This window comes from Ruegeria sp. CJ3 (assembly GCF_056536725.1).
This window is the reverse complement of the sequence record NZ_JBQFQE010000006.1, coordinates 273,613-289,863: the sequence shown is the minus strand read 5'-3', so window position 1 is coordinate 289,863 and position 16,251 is coordinate 273,613. Positions and strand designations below refer to the sequence as shown.

The following is a 16,251-nucleotide window of genomic DNA, read 5'->3' as shown; positions in this document are numbered from 1 at the left end:
GCAAACACGCCGCATAATCAAGCCAAACAGATGAGCCAAACTCTCTCTTAGTTCAGGCCGCCTTTAGTTCCACAAACTCTGACGACGGACAGAAGCGGTAAAGTCAGGATTAACTCGCTGTTCCTCAAAGACGGGGCAGGGAGTGGCTAAGCTACCCTTGTCTACCATTCCGGCAGGGAGACGCAGCACAGCTTCGCGCGAGGCACTCAGGCAACGCCGCGTTGCTCAGGAACGAGCCAACAAGGATCGAGACTGTTCTGTCGTTGGTTGCGAAAATAAACGCTATAACTTGTCCAGCTATTGCCGGGTTCACTATCAGTGAAACCGTAGATACGGACACCCAACAGGGCGCTTGCCGACCCAAGGTGAACTTCGAGCCATCGAAAGCGCAATCAAGGCTTGGCTCGAAGACGACTATCTCACGACCGACTTTGCCAAGCGGGCCTTCAAGTCCACTTGGGGTTCAGCCCAGCGCAGCATCACGCACAACCCGGCCTTTGCTCTGCCATTCTTTCGGCTAGAGGGAGACATGGGGTACACCCAAAAGGCCAAAGCCTGGGTGATCCTTTCCAACTATGTCCACCGGGAAAAGAACTCTCTCTCAGATGCGATGGTCAGATACATGGCCTGTCGTCTCTGGTCAGAGTTCCTCTGGCAGATGCCAAACGGCAAAGGCGGGGCCGTCAAAGCACGGAACCACTTTGTAAATACCTGGGCCGGTAAGTTCGTGCTGGCCAACTCGGGGTTCACCAAGACCAGGACGGAAGAGAAGATCATCCGTTGGGAGAAGCCTTGGTATGTTTCCGATGATCCTGTCCAGAACCGACCCCGACCTATCACAGAACAGGTGACCACCAAGGTCACACTTAACCCATTCAAGGCCGGACCCATTGTCCGAGCCATTGGTAAGGAACTCTGCGCTGCTGTCGATTATGCGATGGGCAAAGCGTGGCAGTCCGACACTCGTCTTCTTGAGAAGGCAAACGAGGCCCTTGGCCTACCTAAAGACAATTCTACAAACGAAAGAAATACTTAATGACACTCAACACTGACAATGCAGTTGCACCTAACTCTAATCTGATGAACTCGGACGACCTGACAACCTCGGTTCGGGACGTCACCGCAGAGAACCGAGCCAAAGGGCACTTCAACGAAGTATCGACTTACATCGAAGACCATGAATTCAATAACAACCTGAACGTGGTGATCCGGGATGGTTCTCGGGTTCACTCGGGTGGAGAACTCCGACCCAACGACCTCGTGATGGTCAATGGGATGACGATGGAATACGAGACCGCTCAAGCCATCGGTGCGATCACTGATGGACAGGTTTCCACTCCGCAGGATGATTTCTATCGGGATGCTGAGAACTTTCATGAGGCTGAGATTGTCGATGACCGCCCAGCGGAGATGGTTTTGCTGAACGACCAACTAACGCTGGCATTTGGGGAACAAGCTGAGGACGTGCTACAAGTCGTAGGCGAGGACATTGCCCGACATGGTGAAATCAGTGAACACGGTCTGGATTACTTCCAGCGAAATATGCACCTGTCCCCCCAACAAGCACGTGAAACAATCTCAGAAATGGAAGCGGTAGGGAACCGAGCGCTGCAAGGCTATCTGAATAGCGGCGACGGTTATGAACTTGACCGAGTGGCGTTTCTCGCTGATCTGGCTGAGACGGGAACACGCGCACAACGCCAGACCGTGAGAGACATTTGGTTCAAGGCTGCGACTGGGAAAATCACCCGTGACGAGGCAGTTGATGCGTTCAACGGTCTTGTGGAACCCTATGTCTGAACCGATGGAAACCGAAAGCATCAAGAACGCGACCCAAGGTGAACTCGAAGAACTCAACGGGCTACTCGTTCGAGAACTGATTGCAAAAATCAAGGAAGGTACCGCCTCCGGTACCGACCTTTCAACGGCAGCGAAGCTGGTTAAAGAATATAAAGTTCAGCCCATTGACCCAAGAATTCCGGCGACTTCCTATCATCACCAGATACCGGCTGAGCAATTGGACTACCCTGTGGACGTGGATTCATAAAGATTTGGCGATTGGCAAAACGGACGTGAAAAACCAACGATCACGAGCTTACCACGAGACTATCTAAGTTCTGGGCGATTTCTCTTCGACACTGTGAGGCAGAAGCTCTGAATTCTTTCAGCTTTTCTTCAAGCTCAGGGACATCAATGAAGTTGTTTTCTGAAAGGCTGGCTTGAACATCTTTACGAATAGAGGCGGCGCAACTCATTGTGTTTGCAATTGCAGTTTCAGTGTTTGGAAATCCCACAAAAGATACCGTTCGTTTTGCCCTATTTGCTTCGTAGAAGGAATCGAAGCTCTCTTTGTCCAGCGTCTTAAGATCTTGCTCAACGTTGTATAGTCTTGTCGTATCAGTACGATCGACTTTCGATCTTGTCACAGCCTGTACAATAAACTGCGCTACTTTACTCTCGAATAGTCCAAAGTCATCGTTTGCGGTCTCTAACCTGCTGCGCTTTAGCTCAAGTAAGGACAATTGGGACTGAGTTCCGGCAGTTTTGGTAACTAAGTTGGCTTGTTCGCGAAGTTGCTCCATAGCAATTTCTTTGTCAGCTTTTTTACCAGCATGCGCGGCATAATAACCAATTACACCTGCCGCAATCGTAGCCAAACCCGGAATGCCATATTGTATCAGGCTTTTCAAAGTTTCTGAGCTGGCCTTGGCGGCTTCTTGCTCCGCGATAGTCACGGCGTTTTGATTTGGGAAAGCTGCGAGTAGGTCTAGTAAAAACGACATAGAATCTTCTCCAAAAATTTCTTTCTTACATTGGTACCCTAGCATTGAATCAATCCGCCAAAATGTACCTTTCTCGTCAATGGGCGTCTCTGTTTGAAGCCCCGCGAAATTGAACTTAGCTAAAATAAGCATAATGATTAAACAAAATACTATCAGGGTCTTAGTGAGTCCTTCAGCGGACTCAGAGCCCCTTAAGGCTAGCCCAGAGTCCCAGCCTACCATCAAACCCAAAGACCCTCTCAGCGAGTCCCTCAGGGCCTCTCTGGACGCGCTGCCAGAAGACGCTTTGTCTATCCTTGGCCCCGAACTGTTCGACCAAGCCAACAAGGAACTGAATCGAAGCCCACAGATGAGGGCCGAGAACAATCGAAACGGGACACTCTTCAACGCTATTGATGGATACATGCGGTCCTTCTACCGCGACGAGAAGAGTAGGGCGCACTATATGTACAAGAATATTGTCGGACTTTGTTACCCTTGCTCGAAGTCTGAGGTAGAGAAGCGGCGGTTGAACCAAGCGTTTGAGGATGGCTGGGAAAGTGGGAAACTTGAGTTCTTGGCGAGTGTGCCTAGAGAGGACCTGGGAATGTATACAGAGGCTTTGCGAAAAGCCGTGAGATAGTTGGGAGGGCAGTTTCCGATAAGCGAATAAATCGCATATTCGCTCCTGCAAAGCCAGTGTCGGTTCCCGATTGGATCGCTATGGCGATCCGAATGAACAAATGATCTTCTATTTTAGGGCAATCAAGTGGTGTGGTTCCCACGAGTTAAGGTTCGCTCCAAACATTTCGAAGTGTTTTGTAGTTCGCAAGCATCTCGCATTCGGCGACATAGCCTGTGAAGTCTCGAAACACTCTGCTTCTAGACTTTTTTGCGCGATCCATTGTCCAAAAGTACAACCACTCTGCATTCGCTATTTCATTTCTTACTTCACCCTTCAAAACCGCTTCATGTTTTACCCGTACTCGGGAATAGTGGCGCTTAAGATGTCGATACACCCACCAATTCCAAGAGTAAAAGTCGTCGGTGCATACGGTACTCGAAACCTCGATATGCCTCAAAAGAACAGCTAGTATCTCTTTACTATTCAAAAATGAAACATCCAGAACCCGAAAACCATTTCGCTGACTGTACAAATAAGCAGCGCTCAGTGTTTTATTTTCGAAGCGGATGTGCGCGAGATCAAGCTCCACACGTCCAGACATTTTCACTTGATGTCGCTCCATTTGCCTCTTGAAGAGTTCCTGCCTAATCTTCTTGAAAAACAGTGAAGCGGTGTTGCGGTTGACTTGAGTGATACGTGCAGCCGCCCGTGCACTTTCACCTCTTTCAAAGAGTGATTCGAGCTTCTTCTGAGTGCGATATGGTAGCTTTGATCTTCGACGTTTTGCCATATCAATCTGATAATATTGTATTATTCCCTCTTATCTATGCCAGAAATAGGGGGAAAGCGACCAATATTTGCATAACCATTTGTTTATAAAGTGAAAGTTTATCCATGGACACTGGTTTCAGGGGGATTCCAAAAGGGCTTCTTTTATGTTATTGCGAAAGCAGAAAGCACAGACGTTCTTTATTAGGAGGAGTCTGTGTATGCTTGAAGCCCTTGCAAATATCGTAGGTATTGCGGTTGGAATAGCGGGTATTGCCCAGTTCTTAAGGGAATACTTCAAAAAACCGAAAGACAATGAAGGCAAAGAAGAAGATAGCGAGAAGTAGTCGGACAACGCTAGTATTATTACTATGCATCAGCGTATTCACGCTACTAAGGAGCCTCGTGTCTCTGCTGAACTTGGGTTGAGCCTTCTGCCGCATCAACAGCTTTGTAGGCTGTTGGATGTCCGTATCTCCATCAGAGTTGCGGGAACTATCTCCATCACACATCCGCTCCAAGCTGAGTCAATCTGACTCACCCTTATATGTACGGGTTGACCACCCCGATTCTGTTACAGTAACAATCGTTCTCGCAGTACCAACTGTGCGAAGAACCTAAGAAGGTCACGCGGTCAAAGACACCAAGTTTACAGTGCGTTAGACGGAATGTTTACACGCGGTTTACTTGAGGTCGCTGTGGGGTAACACCCGTGGAAGTTCGAGTCTTCTCGACCGCACCAACATCCTGAAATCGATAAGGATTCCCGATCAGCTCAGGCGTGCGCCTCGCGCGTCAAAGCGATAGGTGCGGTTTGCGGCGTATCCGAAATGGACGGCTTCGCCCATCGTCACCTCATGCTGGCCGAAAAGTCGTGCGGTGATCTGGTGGTCTTGCATCATCGCGATCACGTTGGTGTCGCCACCCAGATGCTCGACATGGGTGACCTGAGCCTTCAGCGGCCCGTCTTCGGTGAGGTGCAGGTCTTCGGGGCGGATGCCCAGCGTGGTATCCGCGCTCTCGCCGATCAGGCTGGCGGGGAAGAAGTTCATCGACGGGGCTCCCAGGAATCCTGCGACGAACTGGTTGGCGGGGTTGTTATACAGCTCCATGGGGCTGCCGACCTGTTCGACCCGACCGTCGCGCAGGACGACGATCTTGTCTGCCAGGGTCATCGCCTCGGTCTGGTCGTGGGTGACGTAGATCATCGAGGCGTCAAGCTGTTGGTGAAGGTTGGCGATCTCCAGCCGCGTGTTCATGCGCAGGGCCGCATCCAGGTTAGACAAAGGTTCGTCGAACAGGAACAGCTTGGGCTCGCGCACGATGGCTCGGCCGATGGCCACGCGCTGGCGTTGACCGCCGGACAGTTCCGAAGGGTAGCGGTCGATATAGGGCTCAAGGTTCAGCATCTTGCTGGCCTTGGCGACGCGTTCGTCGATAACCTGCTTGCTCTGGCCCTCTTGTTTCAGCGCCAGTGACATATTCTTGCGGACGTTCAGGTGCGGATAGAGCGCGTAGCTCTGGAACACCATCGCGATGCCGCGTTTTGAGGGCGGGGTGAGGTTCATAAGGTCCCCGCCGATGCGAACCTCGCCCGAGGTGACATCTTCAAGCCCCGCAATCACCCGCAGAAGGGTGGACTTGCCACAGCCCGAAGGGCCGACGAAGACGACGAATTCTCCTTCATCAACTTCAATGTTGATGTCTTTCAGGACCTCGACGGGGCCAAAGGACTTGTTCACGTTTTGCAGCGTCAGGGCGGTCATGGGCGTGCCTCTTTCAGCGAAATGGGTTGGCCGGTGCGGATGCTTTCATCTGCTGCCAGACAGATGGCCAACGATTGCACGGCGTCGTTCATGTGGCGGGTCAGGTCGATATCTTCAGCGATGGCGCGCAGCATATAGGCTTGCTCGGCGTCGCAGAGCTCTTGATGGCCCGGTTCATCGGGCATCTCGATGGTCTGGTCGCCGCTCGGACGGTGGATCAAGATGCCGCCGACCTTGGTGTGGCCGTCGATATCGGCCGATGCGCCCTTGTTTCCGTCGGTGATCGAGACCGAGCCGTTAGGCGAGACGATATCTTTCACGAAGAACGCGGTCTCGGACATCATGGGGCCCCAGCCAGCCTCGTACCAGCCGACCGATCCATCCTCGAAGATCACCTGAAACTGGCCGTAGTTATACATATCCTCGGCGATCTCATCGCTTAGGCGGAGGCCCACGCCGTGGACGCGTACGGGGGCGGACTCGGTGATCTGACACATCACGTCAACGTAATGCACACCGCAGTCGACAATCGGTGAGGTGGTTTGCATCAGGGCTTTGTGCGTTTCCCACTCTGCGCCTGATGACTGTTGATTCAGGTTCAGGCGGAACACGTAAGGCCCGCCCAGATCACGCGCTTCGGCGATCAGGCGCATCCATGAGGGGTGGTGGCGCAGGATGTAGCCAATGACCAGTTTGCGGTTGGTCTCGATGGCTTTTGCCACCACGCGCTTGGCGTCGGCCACGGTGGTTGCCAGTGGTTTTTCGACGAAAACATGCGCGCCGGCCTCCATCGCCGCACAGGCGAAATCGGCGTGGCTGTCCGAGTAGGTGGCGACGACCACCAGATCGGGGCTCGTCTCGGCCAAAGCTGCGTGACAATCGGAAAAGGCCGGATAACCCGCAAGATCTGGATGATCCACGCGACCGGATCGATTGACCAGACCGACGATCTGCGCGTCCGGGTGGTTGTGATGGGCCAACGCGTGGCTCAGGCCCATATTGCCAAGGCCCGCGATCAGAACTTTGGTCATTTGACAGCTCCCGAAGTGATGCCGCGGATCAGTTGGCGCGAGAAGATGACATACAGAACCAGCACCGGCAGGATCGCCATCGATAGCGCCGACAGAACCGCGTTCCAATCGGTCACGAACTGGCCGATGAAGACCTGGCTGCCCAGGGTCAGGGTCTTGGTTTCCTCAGCGGGTGCGAGGATCAGCGGGAACCAGAGGTCGTTCCAGATCGGGATCATGTTGAACACGGCAACCGTTGCCATGGCGGGGCGAACCAGCGGCAGGACCAACCGGAAAAAGATGGTGTATTCCGACAACCCGTCGACGCGGCCCGCGTTTTTCAGATCATCCGAGACCTGCCGCATGAACTCGGACAGGATGAACACAGCCAGCGGCAGCCCTTGTGCGGTGTAGACAAGGATCAGCGCCCAGAGCGTGTTGACCAGCCCAGTGGCGACCATCATTTCAAGGATCGCCACAGTGCCGATACGGATCGGGATCATGATGCCAAGCGCCAGATAGAGGCCCATCAGCGTGTTGCCCTTGAACTTGTATTCGCTGAGCGCAAAGGCGGCCATGGCCCCGAACAACAGGACAAAGGCGAGCGACACCACAGTGACGATCATCGAGTTCTGGAAATAGAGGAAGAAATCCCCCTGTTTCATCACCGTCTGGTAGCCGATCAGCGAGAAGCTTTCGGCATCGGGCATGGCAAGCGGTTCGCGAAAGATGGCGCGGCGGGTTTTGAAGCTGTTGATTATGATCACAAAGACCGGGAACAGGGCGATCAGAGTGTACAGGATCAGCGCCCCGTGCATCGCAGCGGTGTTCAGCGGGTTATGGCGTGCTTTGTTCATCCGTTAGCCCTCACAACTGATACCGGCGCATCCGGGTCTGGATACCGAACAGGTAGATGCAGACGCCCACAAGGATGATCGCGAACATGGCCCCGGCGATGGCTGATCCCATATGTGGGTCGCCCAATTGTAGCTGGAAGCCGAAGAATGTGCGGTACATGAAGGTGCCGAGGATGTCGGTCGAGAAATCTGGCCCCGCCAGTGCACCCTGCGAGACATAGATCAGGTCGAACGCGTTGAAATTGCCGACAAATGTCAGGATCGAGATGATGCCGATTGAGGGCAGGATTAGCGGCAGTTTGATCTTCCAGAAGGCCGAGGCTCCAGTGATGCCGTCGATCTCTCCGGCTTCAAGGATTTCTTCAGGGATCGAGAGCAGGGCGGCGTAGATCAGCATCATCGGGATGCCCACGAATTGCCATACCGACACCAGCGCAAGCGTCGTCAGGGCGTATTCTTCCTTGCCCAGCCAGGGGGCGAACAGGGACTTGAGACCAACGGCGTCCAGCATCGAGGGTGCGATACCCCAGAGCGGGGATAAGATCAGTTTCCATGCGAAGCCGACGATTACGAAGCTCAGGATCGTCGGGATGAAAATCGCCGACCGATATAGGGCTGCAAACCGCAGGCGCGGATGCGATAGCAGGGCTGCCAAGGCGATCCCAATCGGGTTCTGAACCAGCATGTGAACCAGGAAGAACCAGAAGTTGTTGCCGAGCGCGTTCCAGAACTGCTCGGACCAGATCGGATCGAAAAACAGCGTGCGGAAATTCTGCAGGCCCACATAGACGCGCGCTTGATCAACCTCGGTGAACAGCGCGAGGCGCAGCGTGTTGAACAAAGGGAAGATCATCACCGCCGTGTAGACCAGCACCGCAGGGGCGAGGAAAACGGCAATGTGCCAGCGGATGCGGCGGGTTTGCATGGGAAGCTCCGGAGGGATAAAGGCCCGGACGCGACACGGATGCCGCGTCCGGTGTGAGTGGTTCAGGTTTTACTGGTGCGGTGCGTACCAGCTGGCCAGACCGTCCTGCAGCTGCTGACCCAGCGCCTCGGGGGCCTCAGCGCCCTTGATGGCAGCAACCGATGCACCCCAGGTCTCGTTTTCGAGGTTCGGCGTGCCGCGCGACAGGATCTGGTAGGTCGAGCGGATCGTGCTTTCGCACTCATCCCGCCAACCGACGATTTCCTTGGCCAGCGGATCTTCCAGCTCGACCGGAGTGCTGGAGAGCGGGAAGAAGCCCGGAAGGGCGTTGCCGAAGATGCTGGCGAATTCAGGGCTTGCGACCCAGGCCAGGAAGGTACGCGCAGCTTCTTGATTTTCGCTGGCCGCGTTCAGGCCGATGCCGATATCGGTGTGGTCCGAGATATAGCAGGTGTCGCCCGCGTTCTGGACCGGCGGCTTGAAGGCACCCATTTCGAAATCGGCCTGCGTGTTGAAGCCCGAGATTTCCCAGCTTCCTGCCGGATAGATCGCGGCGCGGCCCAGCGTGAACAGGTTCTGGCTGTCGGGATAGGTCTGTGCCTCATACCCGTCGCCCAGATAGTCAGCCCACTTGGCGAGCGTCGCGTAAGGCGCAACCCACTGAGGGTCGGTCAGCTTCTGCTCGCCTTTGATCAGCGCCTGACGGCCTTCCTCACCTTTCCAGTAGTTCGGGCCGATGTTGTTATAGCCCATCGTGGCCGCTTCCCACTGGTCGTTGGTGCCCATTGCCATAGGGATATAGGTGCCGTCTTCCTTGATCTTGTCCAAAGCGGCAAAGAACTCGGCTTCGGTGGTGGGAACTTCGATACCCAGCTCGTTGAAGGCGTCTTTGTTGTAGATGAAGCCGTGGATCACTGATGCCATCGGCACGCAGAAACTGGCCGAACCATCGTCGGTTTGCCAAGCGGATTTCGCAACGTCCGAGAAGTTGCTCATCGCGTCCAGATCAGACAGATCGGTCAGGTGACCGTCTTCATACAGCGCCAGCGAGGCGTCAAACGGGCGGCAGGTGATCAGGTCGCCTGCGGAACCGGCCTCAAGCTTCGAGTTCAGGACGGCGTTGTACTCGGCCGGAGCCGACGGTGAGAACACAACCTTGATGCCCGGATGCTCGGCCTCGAAGGCCGGGATGATCTTGTCCTGCCACAGGGCGAGGTCGTCGTTGCGCCAGCTTTCGATGGTTAGCGTGGCGTCTTGCGCATAGGCGCTTGTCACCAGCGCTGTACTCAGCAGAGCAAGGCCCAGAACTTTGCGTGTCATTTGGTGTCTCCCAGGTTGATGGTTTCTTGGTTTTGTTGAAGCCGCTCCAATGCGGGGCGGAGGTGGTCGTTGGTGTCGCGCAGCATGGATTGCGCCTCGGTCAGGGTGGGCGCACCGGCGGCCAGCAGCGCGGCGCATTTGAGGTTGCCGTCCGCCGTGTTCAGCGCGGCCGCGGCGCGGTCGGGGCTGACGCGGGTCAGGTGACAGACAATGCCATTCGCCCGCGCGCGCAGTTTATCATTGTCGGCCCGCAGGTTGATCATCATGCCATCCTGAATGTGCCCAAGCTCCATCGCCATAAGCGTCGACAGCATGTTCAGCGCGATCTTTTGCGCCGTGCCCGCGCCCATGCGGGTCGAGCCGGAAATCAGCTCGGGCGGGGTGGGCAGCAGGATCGGGTGATCCGACAGCTGCAAAAGCGCGCTGTCTGCGTTGTTCGCGATGCCGATAACCGCAGCGCCCTTGTCCCGCGCGATGCGGGCGGCGGCGGTGGTGTAAGGGGTGGTTCCGCTGGCGGAAACCGCAATCAGCGTATCCTGTGCAGACAGGTCAGAGAGTTCGTCGACCAGACTATCTGCGCTATCCTCGACATCGCCGGGCATTTCGGCGCTGGTGGGCAGGCCGCCTGCCATATGAATGCGGATCTGCGCCGCCGGGATCAAAAACGTGCCGCCAAGTTCCAGCGCATCAGCGGCAGCCATCAGCCCCGAGGAACCCGCCGCCAGATAGCGCAGAATGCCACCCGCACGGAGTGTGTCGGCCATGGCCACAGCGCCTTTGCAGATCGGGTCTGTCGCGGCCAGCGGGGCAGAGGCGGCCTCGGCCTGAGATTGCGCCAGAAGCGTTGCGGCATCCGCCAGCGGACGGGCGTCCAGCCCGATCGCGTTTCGGTGCAACTGTTCTGTCACAGGTGTGCTCAAGTGATTCTACCCCTCCAGTCTTTCGGCATCATACCTTTTAGATACCATTAGTCTACCAGTTTGTTCAATGGGGCGATTGGGGGCGAGTTTTGCAGGTTTGGTTGTATTTGGGTCTTCAAAAATCACAAAAGGTATTATAAAGGTCTCTTTATGACTCGCGCTTCTGATACCATTGTTTTGGCTGTGGATGGCGGCGGCACGCGATGCCGGCTCGCCATCTCGGATGGGGATCGGCGTTGGCAGGTCGAGGTCGGGGCGGCGAATGTCTCAACCGATTTTGATGCGGCCTGTGCGCAGTTGCAGCAGGGGCTGAATGCCGTGCAGCAGCGGGCTGGGGTCGATCCGGACCGGATTGCTGCCGCGCCTGCTTATCTGGGGCTGGCAGGCATCACCGGTCAGCCCTTGGCGGATCGTCTGGCCGCCGCGTTACCTTTGTCGCATGTGCGGATCGAAGATGACCGGGCCGCAGCCCTGCGCGGGGCGCTGGGGCCGCAAAATGGGTTTGTGGCCCATTGCGGAACCGGGTCGTTTCTGGCGGCGCAGCACGGCGGCAAACCGCGCTTTGCCGGTGGCTGGGGGCCAGTTCTCGGCGATCAGGCCTCGGCCCAATGGGTCGGGCGGCAAGTGCTGTCGTTGGTCCTGGATTGCGCCGACGGGGTGCGCGCGTCGTCTGAATTGTCGACGCATCTGCTGACCCGGTTCGAAGGGACGGCGGGCATTGTAAAGGCGGCGTCCGGGTTGTCACCAACGGAATTTGGCGCTTTGGCGCCGGTGGTGACGCAGCACGCCGGGCAGGGGGATGCGCTGGCGCTTTCTATCCTGCAGGCGGGGGCCGAATATCTATCGGATCGGATGGTCAGGATGGGCTGGGTCCCCGGCCTTCCGATCTGTCTGACCGGAGGCATTGGCCCCCATTACGCCACCTATCTGCCCGAGGATATGCAGCAGGCGCTGGCCGAGCCGCTTGGCGACCCGTTGTCGGGCGCCATCGCGCTGGCCCACGCGTTCAGAGAGGAGATCGAACATGAGCGTTGCTGATTTCCTGAGGCCCGAGGGCTGGCTGGGCCAGACCGCCGGTCCCCGCTATGTGCAACTGCGCCAACGGCTTGAACAGGGGATTGCCGAGGGCATTCTGGCCCCCAACAGCTCGCTCCCGCCCGAGCGCGAGATTGCCGAACTGACCGATCTGTCGCGCGTGACGGTGCGCAAGGCCATTCAGGAACTGGTGCGCAAGGGAACGATTGAACAGCGTCAGGGATCGGGGTCTTTTGTACGCGAACCGGTCGCGCGGGTCGAGCAATCGCTGTCACATCTGACCTCGTTTACCGAAGATATGGAGCGGCGGGGGTTCGAGACGACCTCGACCTGGCTGGAGCGAGGGATATTCCTGCCGTCGCCGGATGAGATGCTGGCGCTGGGTCTTTCTGCCGATGATCAGGTGGCCCGCATCCACCGCCTGCGCGCCGCCGGAGGGCGACCGATGGCGCTGGAACGAGCAGCGCTGCCGCTGGACATCCTGCCGAACCCGACCGAGGTCTCGGGGTCGCTTTATGCGTTTCTGGGCCGGTCTGGCCACCGCCCGGTGCGGGCGATCCAGAAGATCTCGGCCATCAACCTTGAAGCCACCGAGGCGCGGTTGCTGGAGGTTGCCGAAGGCACCGCCGGTCTGCGCATTCAGCGCACGTCGTATCTGGAAAGCGGACGTGTCGCGGAACTCACCCGATCCATCTATCACGGCGATGCCTACGATTTCGTGGCAGAGCTGCGTCTGTCAAACTGAAAGGCCGGGCACGATGTCCATCCCAACCACTCAAATGCGGCATGAGATCAATGAGATACCTCATGCTGTTGATCGACTTTTGACCGATGGCGCCGATGCTATCGAGGCCGCAGCGCAGGCGGTGCGGGATCATGATCCGGGCTTTCTGATGTCGGTCGCGCGGGGGTCATCCGATCACGCCTGCAGCTATTTGAAATACACGTCCGAGCTGTTGCTGGGGCTGCCCATGGCTTCGGTCGGCCCAAGCGTCAAGTCGATCTACGGGGTGGATATGCAGTGCCCCGGCGCGCTGTGCATCTCGGTCTCGCAATCGGGGCAAAGCCCCGACATCGTGCGTCTGACACAATCCCTGACGCAAGGCGGGGCCTATTCCGTTGCCATCACCAACGACACCGACTCGGCGCTGGCGGGCGCGGCCTCGGCAGCGCTACCGATCCATGCGGGGCCGGAACTGAGCGTTGCGGCGACCAAGACATTCGTGACCTCGCTGGTTGCGGGCTTGTGGTTACTGGCCGAGGTCAAGGGGGATCGTGAATTGCTGTCTGCCATTCGCGGCTTGCCCGATTATCTGGCGCAGGCCATCACCTGCGACTGGGCTGCGGTGGTCGAGGCCGTGGATGGGCAGTCGCTGTTCACGCTGGGGCGCGGGACGTCATGGGCGATCTCGAACGAGGCTGCGCTGAAGTTCAAAGAGACCTGCCAGATTCACGCTGAGAGCTACTCGTCTGCCGAGGTGCTGCACGGGCCGGTTTCCATCGTGGATCAGGGGTTCCCGGTTCTTGCCTTCTCGTCCGGGGATGCCGCCGAGGCCAACATTGCCGAGGTGGCCGATGCGTTGGCTGCCAAGGGCGCAAAGGTCTTTGCCACGACCGATCGGGTGAAGGATGCGGTCTCGTTGCCGCATGTTCGGACGGCGCATTGGATGACCGATCCTATCGCCTCGATCGCGTCCTTCTACGGCATGGTCGAAACCGTCGCCACCGGTCGCGGCATCAACCCCGACACCCCGCGCCACCTGCGCAAAGTGACGGAGACGGTATGAGCGCGTCGATCCTCACCTTTGCCGGTGGTCCGATCTTTGACGGAGAGACGGTGTTTACCGACCATGCCGCGCGGTTCGTCGAGGGAATGCTTGAAGTAATTGTGCCCGTGGCCGACTTGCCGCCCGAGACCGAGATTGAGGACCTGTCAGGAGATATCCTCAGCCCCGGCTATGTTGATCTGCAGGTGAACGGCGGCGGTGGGGTGATGTTCAACGATGATCCCTCGGTCGAGACCCTGCAGCGCATCGCCGAGGCGCATCGCGGGCTTGGGGCGTTATCGATCTTTCCGACGCTGATCACGGACACGCCCGAGAAGACCTCCGCCGCCATCGAGGCCGCGATCAAGGCCGTTCAGCGTAGCGTTCGGGGCATAGCGGGGCTACATCTTGAGGGGCCGCATCTGTCGGTCAAACGGAAGGGCGCGCATGATGGGGCGTTGATCCGACCGATGGAAGCTGGCGATCTTGACCAGCTTCTGGCTGCTGCCCGCGCGTTGCCAGCCTTGATGGTCACGCTGGCGCCGGAGAATGCCTCGGCCGATCAGGTGGCGGCTTTGTCGGGGGCGGGCGTCATCGTCTCGCTTGGTCATACCAACGCACCGTTCGACACTTGTATGGCTTATGCACAAGCTGGTGCGCGCTGCGCGACACATCTGTTCAACGCCATGAGCCAATTCGGCAGCCGCGACCCGGGTCTGGTCGGCGCGGTGCTGTCCAACGGCGATCTGTCCTCGGGGCTGATCGCGGACACGGTGCACGTTCATCCCGAGTCGATGCGTGCGGCGTTTGCCGCCAAGCGCCGTCCCGGGCAGATCTTTCTTGTCAGCGACGCGATGGCTGTGGCGGGGACCGATCTGCCGGAGTTTCGGTTGGAAGGGCGGCTGATCCGGCGAGAGCAGGGCAGGCTGACGCTGGAAGACGGCACTCTGGCCGGGGCTGATCTGGACCTGACCACGGCGATCAGGGTGCTAACGGGCGAGGTCGGTATTCCATTGGCCGACGCATTGGCGGCTGCCACGCGCATTCCCGCCCGCCTGATTGGAGCGGATACTGCCGCGATGACGCTGGGCAACGCCATACGGATCGCGCCGGACCTCAGTCAGGCGTGTCCGGTTCAATCCAGCGCGATTTCCTGACGCTGTTTCCCCGTTGTCTTGTCGAAGATCAGGATGCGATTGTCGTCGGTAACGACCGCATACCAGTTGTTCCCGATGGTCAGCGCCTGTGCGCGCGCGCCGTCTGGCAGTTCGATCTGATCCGGTAGCGTCGGGGTCCGATCCGATAGGCGGATGACAATCAGGGCGAATGTCACTAGAACCCCGCCAATCATCACCGCGGTCAACAGCATGACCATGCGCCGCAGCAACCTAAGCTGCGGGGTTTCCTGCGGTTCCTGAGGTTCGGAAGGGACAGTCATGGGCATCCGCCTGATAGAGTTTCACATCGCGGCCGCGCCGCCGCCCCGCCTTGATAAGGCGCTTGCGCGGGATGTGCCAGCGGAAGAGAACCTCTCGCGTACTCGCCTGACCCGTTTGATCGGCGACGGGGCGGTGACGGTCGACGGGGCGGTTATTGACGACCCAAAGGCGCGGATTGCAGAAGGCGCGCAGATCGGGATTACCGTGGCCGAGGCCGAAGACAGCCATATCGGGCCCGAGGATATCCCGTTGGATGTGGTCTTTGAGGATGACGATCTGATCGTGATCAACAAACCTGCGGGGATGGTGGTGCATCCGGCTCCGGGTTCTCCGAACGGGACGCTGGTCAATGCGCTGCTGCATCACTGCGGGGATGATCTGTCCGGCGTGGGCGGCGTCAAGCGTCCGGGAATCGTCCACCGGATCGACAAGGAAACCAGCGGCCTGCTGGTGGTGGCAAAATCGGATGCCGCGCATCACGGGCTGGCCGCCCAGTTCGAGGCGCACACGGTTGAACGCTATTACCGCGCGGTCTGCTATGGCGTGCCCGATGCCAACGATCCGCGGTTGCGCGGCATCAAGGGTGTCAGCTTTGAGCCCGGCAACATCATGCGCCTGACCACGCAACTGGCACGGCACAAGACCGACCGGCAACGGCAGGCCGTGCTGTTCCACGGGGGGCGCCATGCGGTGACGCGGGCGCGGATTGTCGAGGTTTTTGGGACGCCCGGCGGCCTGTCCCTGATCGAATGCTGGCTGGAGACCGGCCGGACGCACCAGATTCGTGTGCATATGGCCCATGCGGGTCACGGCTTGGTGGGCGACCCGGTTTATGGCGGCAAACGCAAACTCGCCGCGCGTGCGTTTGCGCCTGCGGCTGCCGAGGCCGTCCGCGATTTTCCCCGTCAGGCGCTGCATGCTGCCGTTCTGGGCTTTGAACATCCGGTCTCAGGCGAGATGCTGCGGTTCGAGGCTGCGCTGCCGCAGGACATCGAGGACCTGCTTGCGGCGGTCCGGCAACCGGTGAAATAAACCGCAAAGCCTTGTGAGACGGGCAA

At 58.0% G+C, this 16,251-nt stretch carries 18 protein-coding genes; 9 read left to right on the top strand and 9 right to left on the bottom strand.

Going from position 1 to position 16,251, the window contains the following annotated elements:
* The first annotated feature begins 352 nt into the window (after window positions 1-352).
* From ACR0J1_RS13440 to ACR0J1_RS13430, 3 genes are read left to right on the top strand one after another with little or no spacing between them, the layout of a single operon-like run.
* Window positions 353-1,036, top strand: coding sequence for a hypothetical protein (locus ACR0J1_RS13440; RefSeq protein WP_480733316.1), 684 nt, complete (start codon window positions 353-355; stop codon window positions 1,034-1,036).
* Entirely contained in the window at window positions 1,036-1,800 is a 765-nt protein-coding gene (locus ACR0J1_RS13435) for a hypothetical protein (RefSeq protein WP_480733315.1), read from the top strand. Before ACR0J1_RS13440 ends, ACR0J1_RS13435 begins: the two co-directional genes overlap by 1 nt.
* Window positions 1,793-2,047, top strand: coding sequence for a hypothetical protein (locus tag ACR0J1_RS13430; protein ID WP_480733314.1), 255 nt, complete (start codon window positions 1,793-1,795; stop codon window positions 2,045-2,047). Before ACR0J1_RS13435 ends, ACR0J1_RS13430 begins: the two co-directional genes overlap by 8 nt.
* 40 nt (window positions 2,048-2,087) lie before the next feature.
* Here the strand turns inward: ACR0J1_RS13430 and ACR0J1_RS13425 are convergent, their stop codons facing one another.
* Together ACR0J1_RS13425 and ACR0J1_RS13420 are read right to left on the bottom strand one after the other, a co-directional pair.
* A complete protein-coding gene (locus ACR0J1_RS13425; protein WP_480733313.1) occupies window positions 2,088-3,014 on the bottom strand; it encodes a hypothetical protein in 927 nt (308 codons plus the stop codon).
* 536 nt (window positions 3,015-3,550) lie between these two features.
* Window positions 3,551-4,177, bottom strand: coding sequence for a hypothetical protein (locus tag ACR0J1_RS13420; protein WP_480733312.1), 627 nt, complete (start codon window positions 4,175-4,177; stop codon window positions 3,551-3,553).
* Window positions 4,178-4,376: 199 nt separating this feature from the next.
* Here ACR0J1_RS13420 and ACR0J1_RS13415 point away from each other — a divergent pair, with 199 nt between their 5' ends.
* The gene (locus ACR0J1_RS13415) at window positions 4,377-4,502 is read left to right on the top strand and encodes a hypothetical protein (RefSeq protein WP_480733311.1); all 126 of its coding nucleotides are present in this window, start codon (window positions 4,377-4,379) and stop codon (window positions 4,500-4,502) included.
* Window positions 4,503-4,925: 423 nt separating this feature from the next.
* On the opposite strand, the gene ACR0J1_RS13410 is transcribed toward ACR0J1_RS13415, so the two are convergent.
* The 6 genes from ACR0J1_RS13410 to ACR0J1_RS13385 form a co-directional block, all read right to left on the bottom strand.
* Window positions 4,926-5,921, bottom strand: a complete 996-nt coding sequence (locus ACR0J1_RS13410; protein WP_480733310.1) for an ABC transporter ATP-binding protein — start codon at window positions 5,919-5,921, stop codon at window positions 4,926-4,928.
* Window positions 5,918-6,952, bottom strand: a complete 1,035-nt coding sequence (locus tag ACR0J1_RS13405; RefSeq protein WP_480733309.1) for a Gfo/Idh/MocA family protein — start codon at window positions 6,950-6,952, stop codon at window positions 5,918-5,920. The genes ACR0J1_RS13410 and ACR0J1_RS13405 overlap by 4 nt, the downstream gene beginning before the upstream one ends.
* On the bottom strand, window positions 6,949-7,788 hold the full coding sequence (locus ACR0J1_RS13400) for a carbohydrate ABC transporter permease (RefSeq protein ID WP_480733308.1): 840 nt from the start codon (window positions 7,786-7,788) through the stop codon (window positions 6,949-6,951). Before ACR0J1_RS13400 ends, ACR0J1_RS13405 begins: the two co-directional genes overlap by 4 nt.
* Window positions 7,789-7,798: 10 nt before the next feature.
* A complete protein-coding gene (locus ACR0J1_RS13395; protein ID WP_480733307.1) occupies window positions 7,799-8,713 on the bottom strand; it encodes a carbohydrate ABC transporter permease in 915 nt (304 codons plus the stop codon).
* 69 nt (window positions 8,714-8,782) lie between these two features.
* The gene (locus ACR0J1_RS13390; RefSeq protein ID WP_480733306.1) at window positions 8,783-10,033 is read right to left on the bottom strand and encodes an ABC transporter substrate-binding protein; all 1,251 of its coding nucleotides are present in this window, start codon (window positions 10,031-10,033) and stop codon (window positions 8,783-8,785) included.
* Window positions 10,030-10,953, bottom strand: a complete 924-nt coding sequence (locus ACR0J1_RS13385; RefSeq protein ID WP_480733305.1) for an N-acetylmuramic acid 6-phosphate etherase — start codon at window positions 10,951-10,953, stop codon at window positions 10,030-10,032. Before ACR0J1_RS13385 ends, ACR0J1_RS13390 begins: the two co-directional genes overlap by 4 nt.
* 150 nt (window positions 10,954-11,103) lie before the next feature.
* On the opposite strand from ACR0J1_RS13385, the gene ACR0J1_RS13380 reads away from it, so the two are divergent.
* The 4 genes from ACR0J1_RS13380 to nagA are packed head-to-tail and all read left to right on the top strand — an operon-like array spanning window position 11,104 to window position 14,911.
* On the top strand, window positions 11,104-11,991 hold the full coding sequence (locus ACR0J1_RS13380; RefSeq protein ID WP_480733304.1) for a glucosamine kinase nucleotide-binding domain-containing protein: 888 nt from the start codon (window positions 11,104-11,106) through the stop codon (window positions 11,989-11,991).
* Complete coding sequence (locus ACR0J1_RS13375; RefSeq protein WP_480733303.1) at window positions 11,978-12,733, top strand: GntR family transcriptional regulator; 756 nt, start codon at window positions 11,978-11,980, stop codon at window positions 12,731-12,733. The genes ACR0J1_RS13380 and ACR0J1_RS13375 overlap by 14 nt, the downstream gene beginning before the upstream one ends.
* A gap of 13 nt (window positions 12,734-12,746) precedes the next feature.
* Window positions 12,747-13,775 carry an SIS domain-containing protein gene (locus tag ACR0J1_RS13370; RefSeq protein ID WP_480733302.1) on the top strand — a complete coding sequence of 343 codons (1,029 nt, stop codon included), beginning with the start codon at window positions 12,747-12,749 and terminating at the stop codon, window positions 13,773-13,775.
* On the top strand, window positions 13,772-14,911 hold the full coding sequence (gene nagA, locus ACR0J1_RS13365) for an N-acetylglucosamine-6-phosphate deacetylase (RefSeq protein ID WP_480733301.1): 1,140 nt from the start codon (window positions 13,772-13,774) through the stop codon (window positions 14,909-14,911). Before ACR0J1_RS13370 ends, nagA begins: the two co-directional genes overlap by 4 nt.
* Here the strand turns inward: nagA and ACR0J1_RS13360 are convergent.
* Window positions 14,890-15,192 carry a DUF6476 family protein gene (locus ACR0J1_RS13360; RefSeq protein ID WP_480733300.1) on the bottom strand — a complete coding sequence of 101 codons (303 nt, stop codon included), beginning with the start codon at window positions 15,190-15,192 and terminating at the stop codon, window positions 14,890-14,892. The genes nagA and ACR0J1_RS13360 overlap by 22 nt on opposite strands.
* Here ACR0J1_RS13360 and ACR0J1_RS13355 point away from each other — a divergent pair.
* Window positions 15,191-16,225, top strand: a complete 1,035-nt coding sequence (locus ACR0J1_RS13355) for an RluA family pseudouridine synthase (protein WP_480733299.1) — start codon at window positions 15,191-15,193, stop codon at window positions 16,223-16,225. The two genes, ACR0J1_RS13360 and ACR0J1_RS13355, sit on opposite strands and share 2 nt — an antisense overlap.
* The last annotated feature ends 26 nt before the right edge of the window (window positions 16,226-16,251 follow it).

Coding starts and splice junctions, on each gene's coding strand:
- ACR0J1_RS13395 (WP_480733307.1), bottom strand. CDS start 8,713: ATGCAAACCCGCCGCATCCGCTGGCACATTGCCGTTTTCCTCGCCCCT.
- ACR0J1_RS13355 (WP_480733299.1), top strand. CDS start 15,191: ATGGGCATCCGCCTGATAGAGTTTCACATCGCGGCCGCGCCGCCGCCC.
- ACR0J1_RS13415 (WP_480733311.1), top strand. CDS start 4,377: ATGCTTGAAGCCCTTGCAAATATCGTAGGTATTGCGGTTGGAATAGCG.
- ACR0J1_RS13375 (WP_480733303.1), top strand. CDS start 11,978: ATGAGCGTTGCTGATTTCCTGAGGCCCGAGGGCTGGCTGGGCCAGACC.
- nagA (WP_480733301.1), top strand. CDS start 13,772: ATGAGCGCGTCGATCCTCACCTTTGCCGGTGGTCCGATCTTTGACGGA.
- ACR0J1_RS13420 (WP_480733312.1), bottom strand. CDS start 4,177: ATGGCAAAACGTCGAAGATCAAAGCTACCATATCGCACTCAGAAGAAG.
- ACR0J1_RS13435 (WP_480733315.1), top strand. CDS start 1,036: ATGACACTCAACACTGACAATGCAGTTGCACCTAACTCTAATCTGATG.
- ACR0J1_RS13390 (WP_480733306.1), bottom strand. CDS start 10,033: ATGACACGCAAAGTTCTGGGCCTTGCTCTGCTGAGTACAGCGCTGGTG.
- ACR0J1_RS13410 (WP_480733310.1), bottom strand. CDS start 5,921: ATGACCGCCCTGACGCTGCAAAACGTGAACAAGTCCTTTGGCCCCGTC.
- ACR0J1_RS13405 (WP_480733309.1), bottom strand. CDS start 6,952: ATGACCAAAGTTCTGATCGCGGGCCTTGGCAATATGGGCCTGAGCCAC.
- ACR0J1_RS13400 (WP_480733308.1), bottom strand. CDS start 7,788: ATGAACAAAGCACGCCATAACCCGCTGAACACCGCTGCGATGCACGGG.
- ACR0J1_RS13370 (WP_480733302.1), top strand. CDS start 12,747: ATGTCCATCCCAACCACTCAAATGCGGCATGAGATCAATGAGATACCT.
- ACR0J1_RS13360 (WP_480733300.1), bottom strand. CDS start 15,192: ATGACTGTCCCTTCCGAACCTCAGGAACCGCAGGAAACCCCGCAGCTT.
- ACR0J1_RS13380 (WP_480733304.1), top strand. CDS start 11,104: ATGACTCGCGCTTCTGATACCATTGTTTTGGCTGTGGATGGCGGCGGC.
- ACR0J1_RS13430 (WP_480733314.1), top strand. CDS start 1,793: ATGTCTGAACCGATGGAAACCGAAAGCATCAAGAACGCGACCCAAGGT.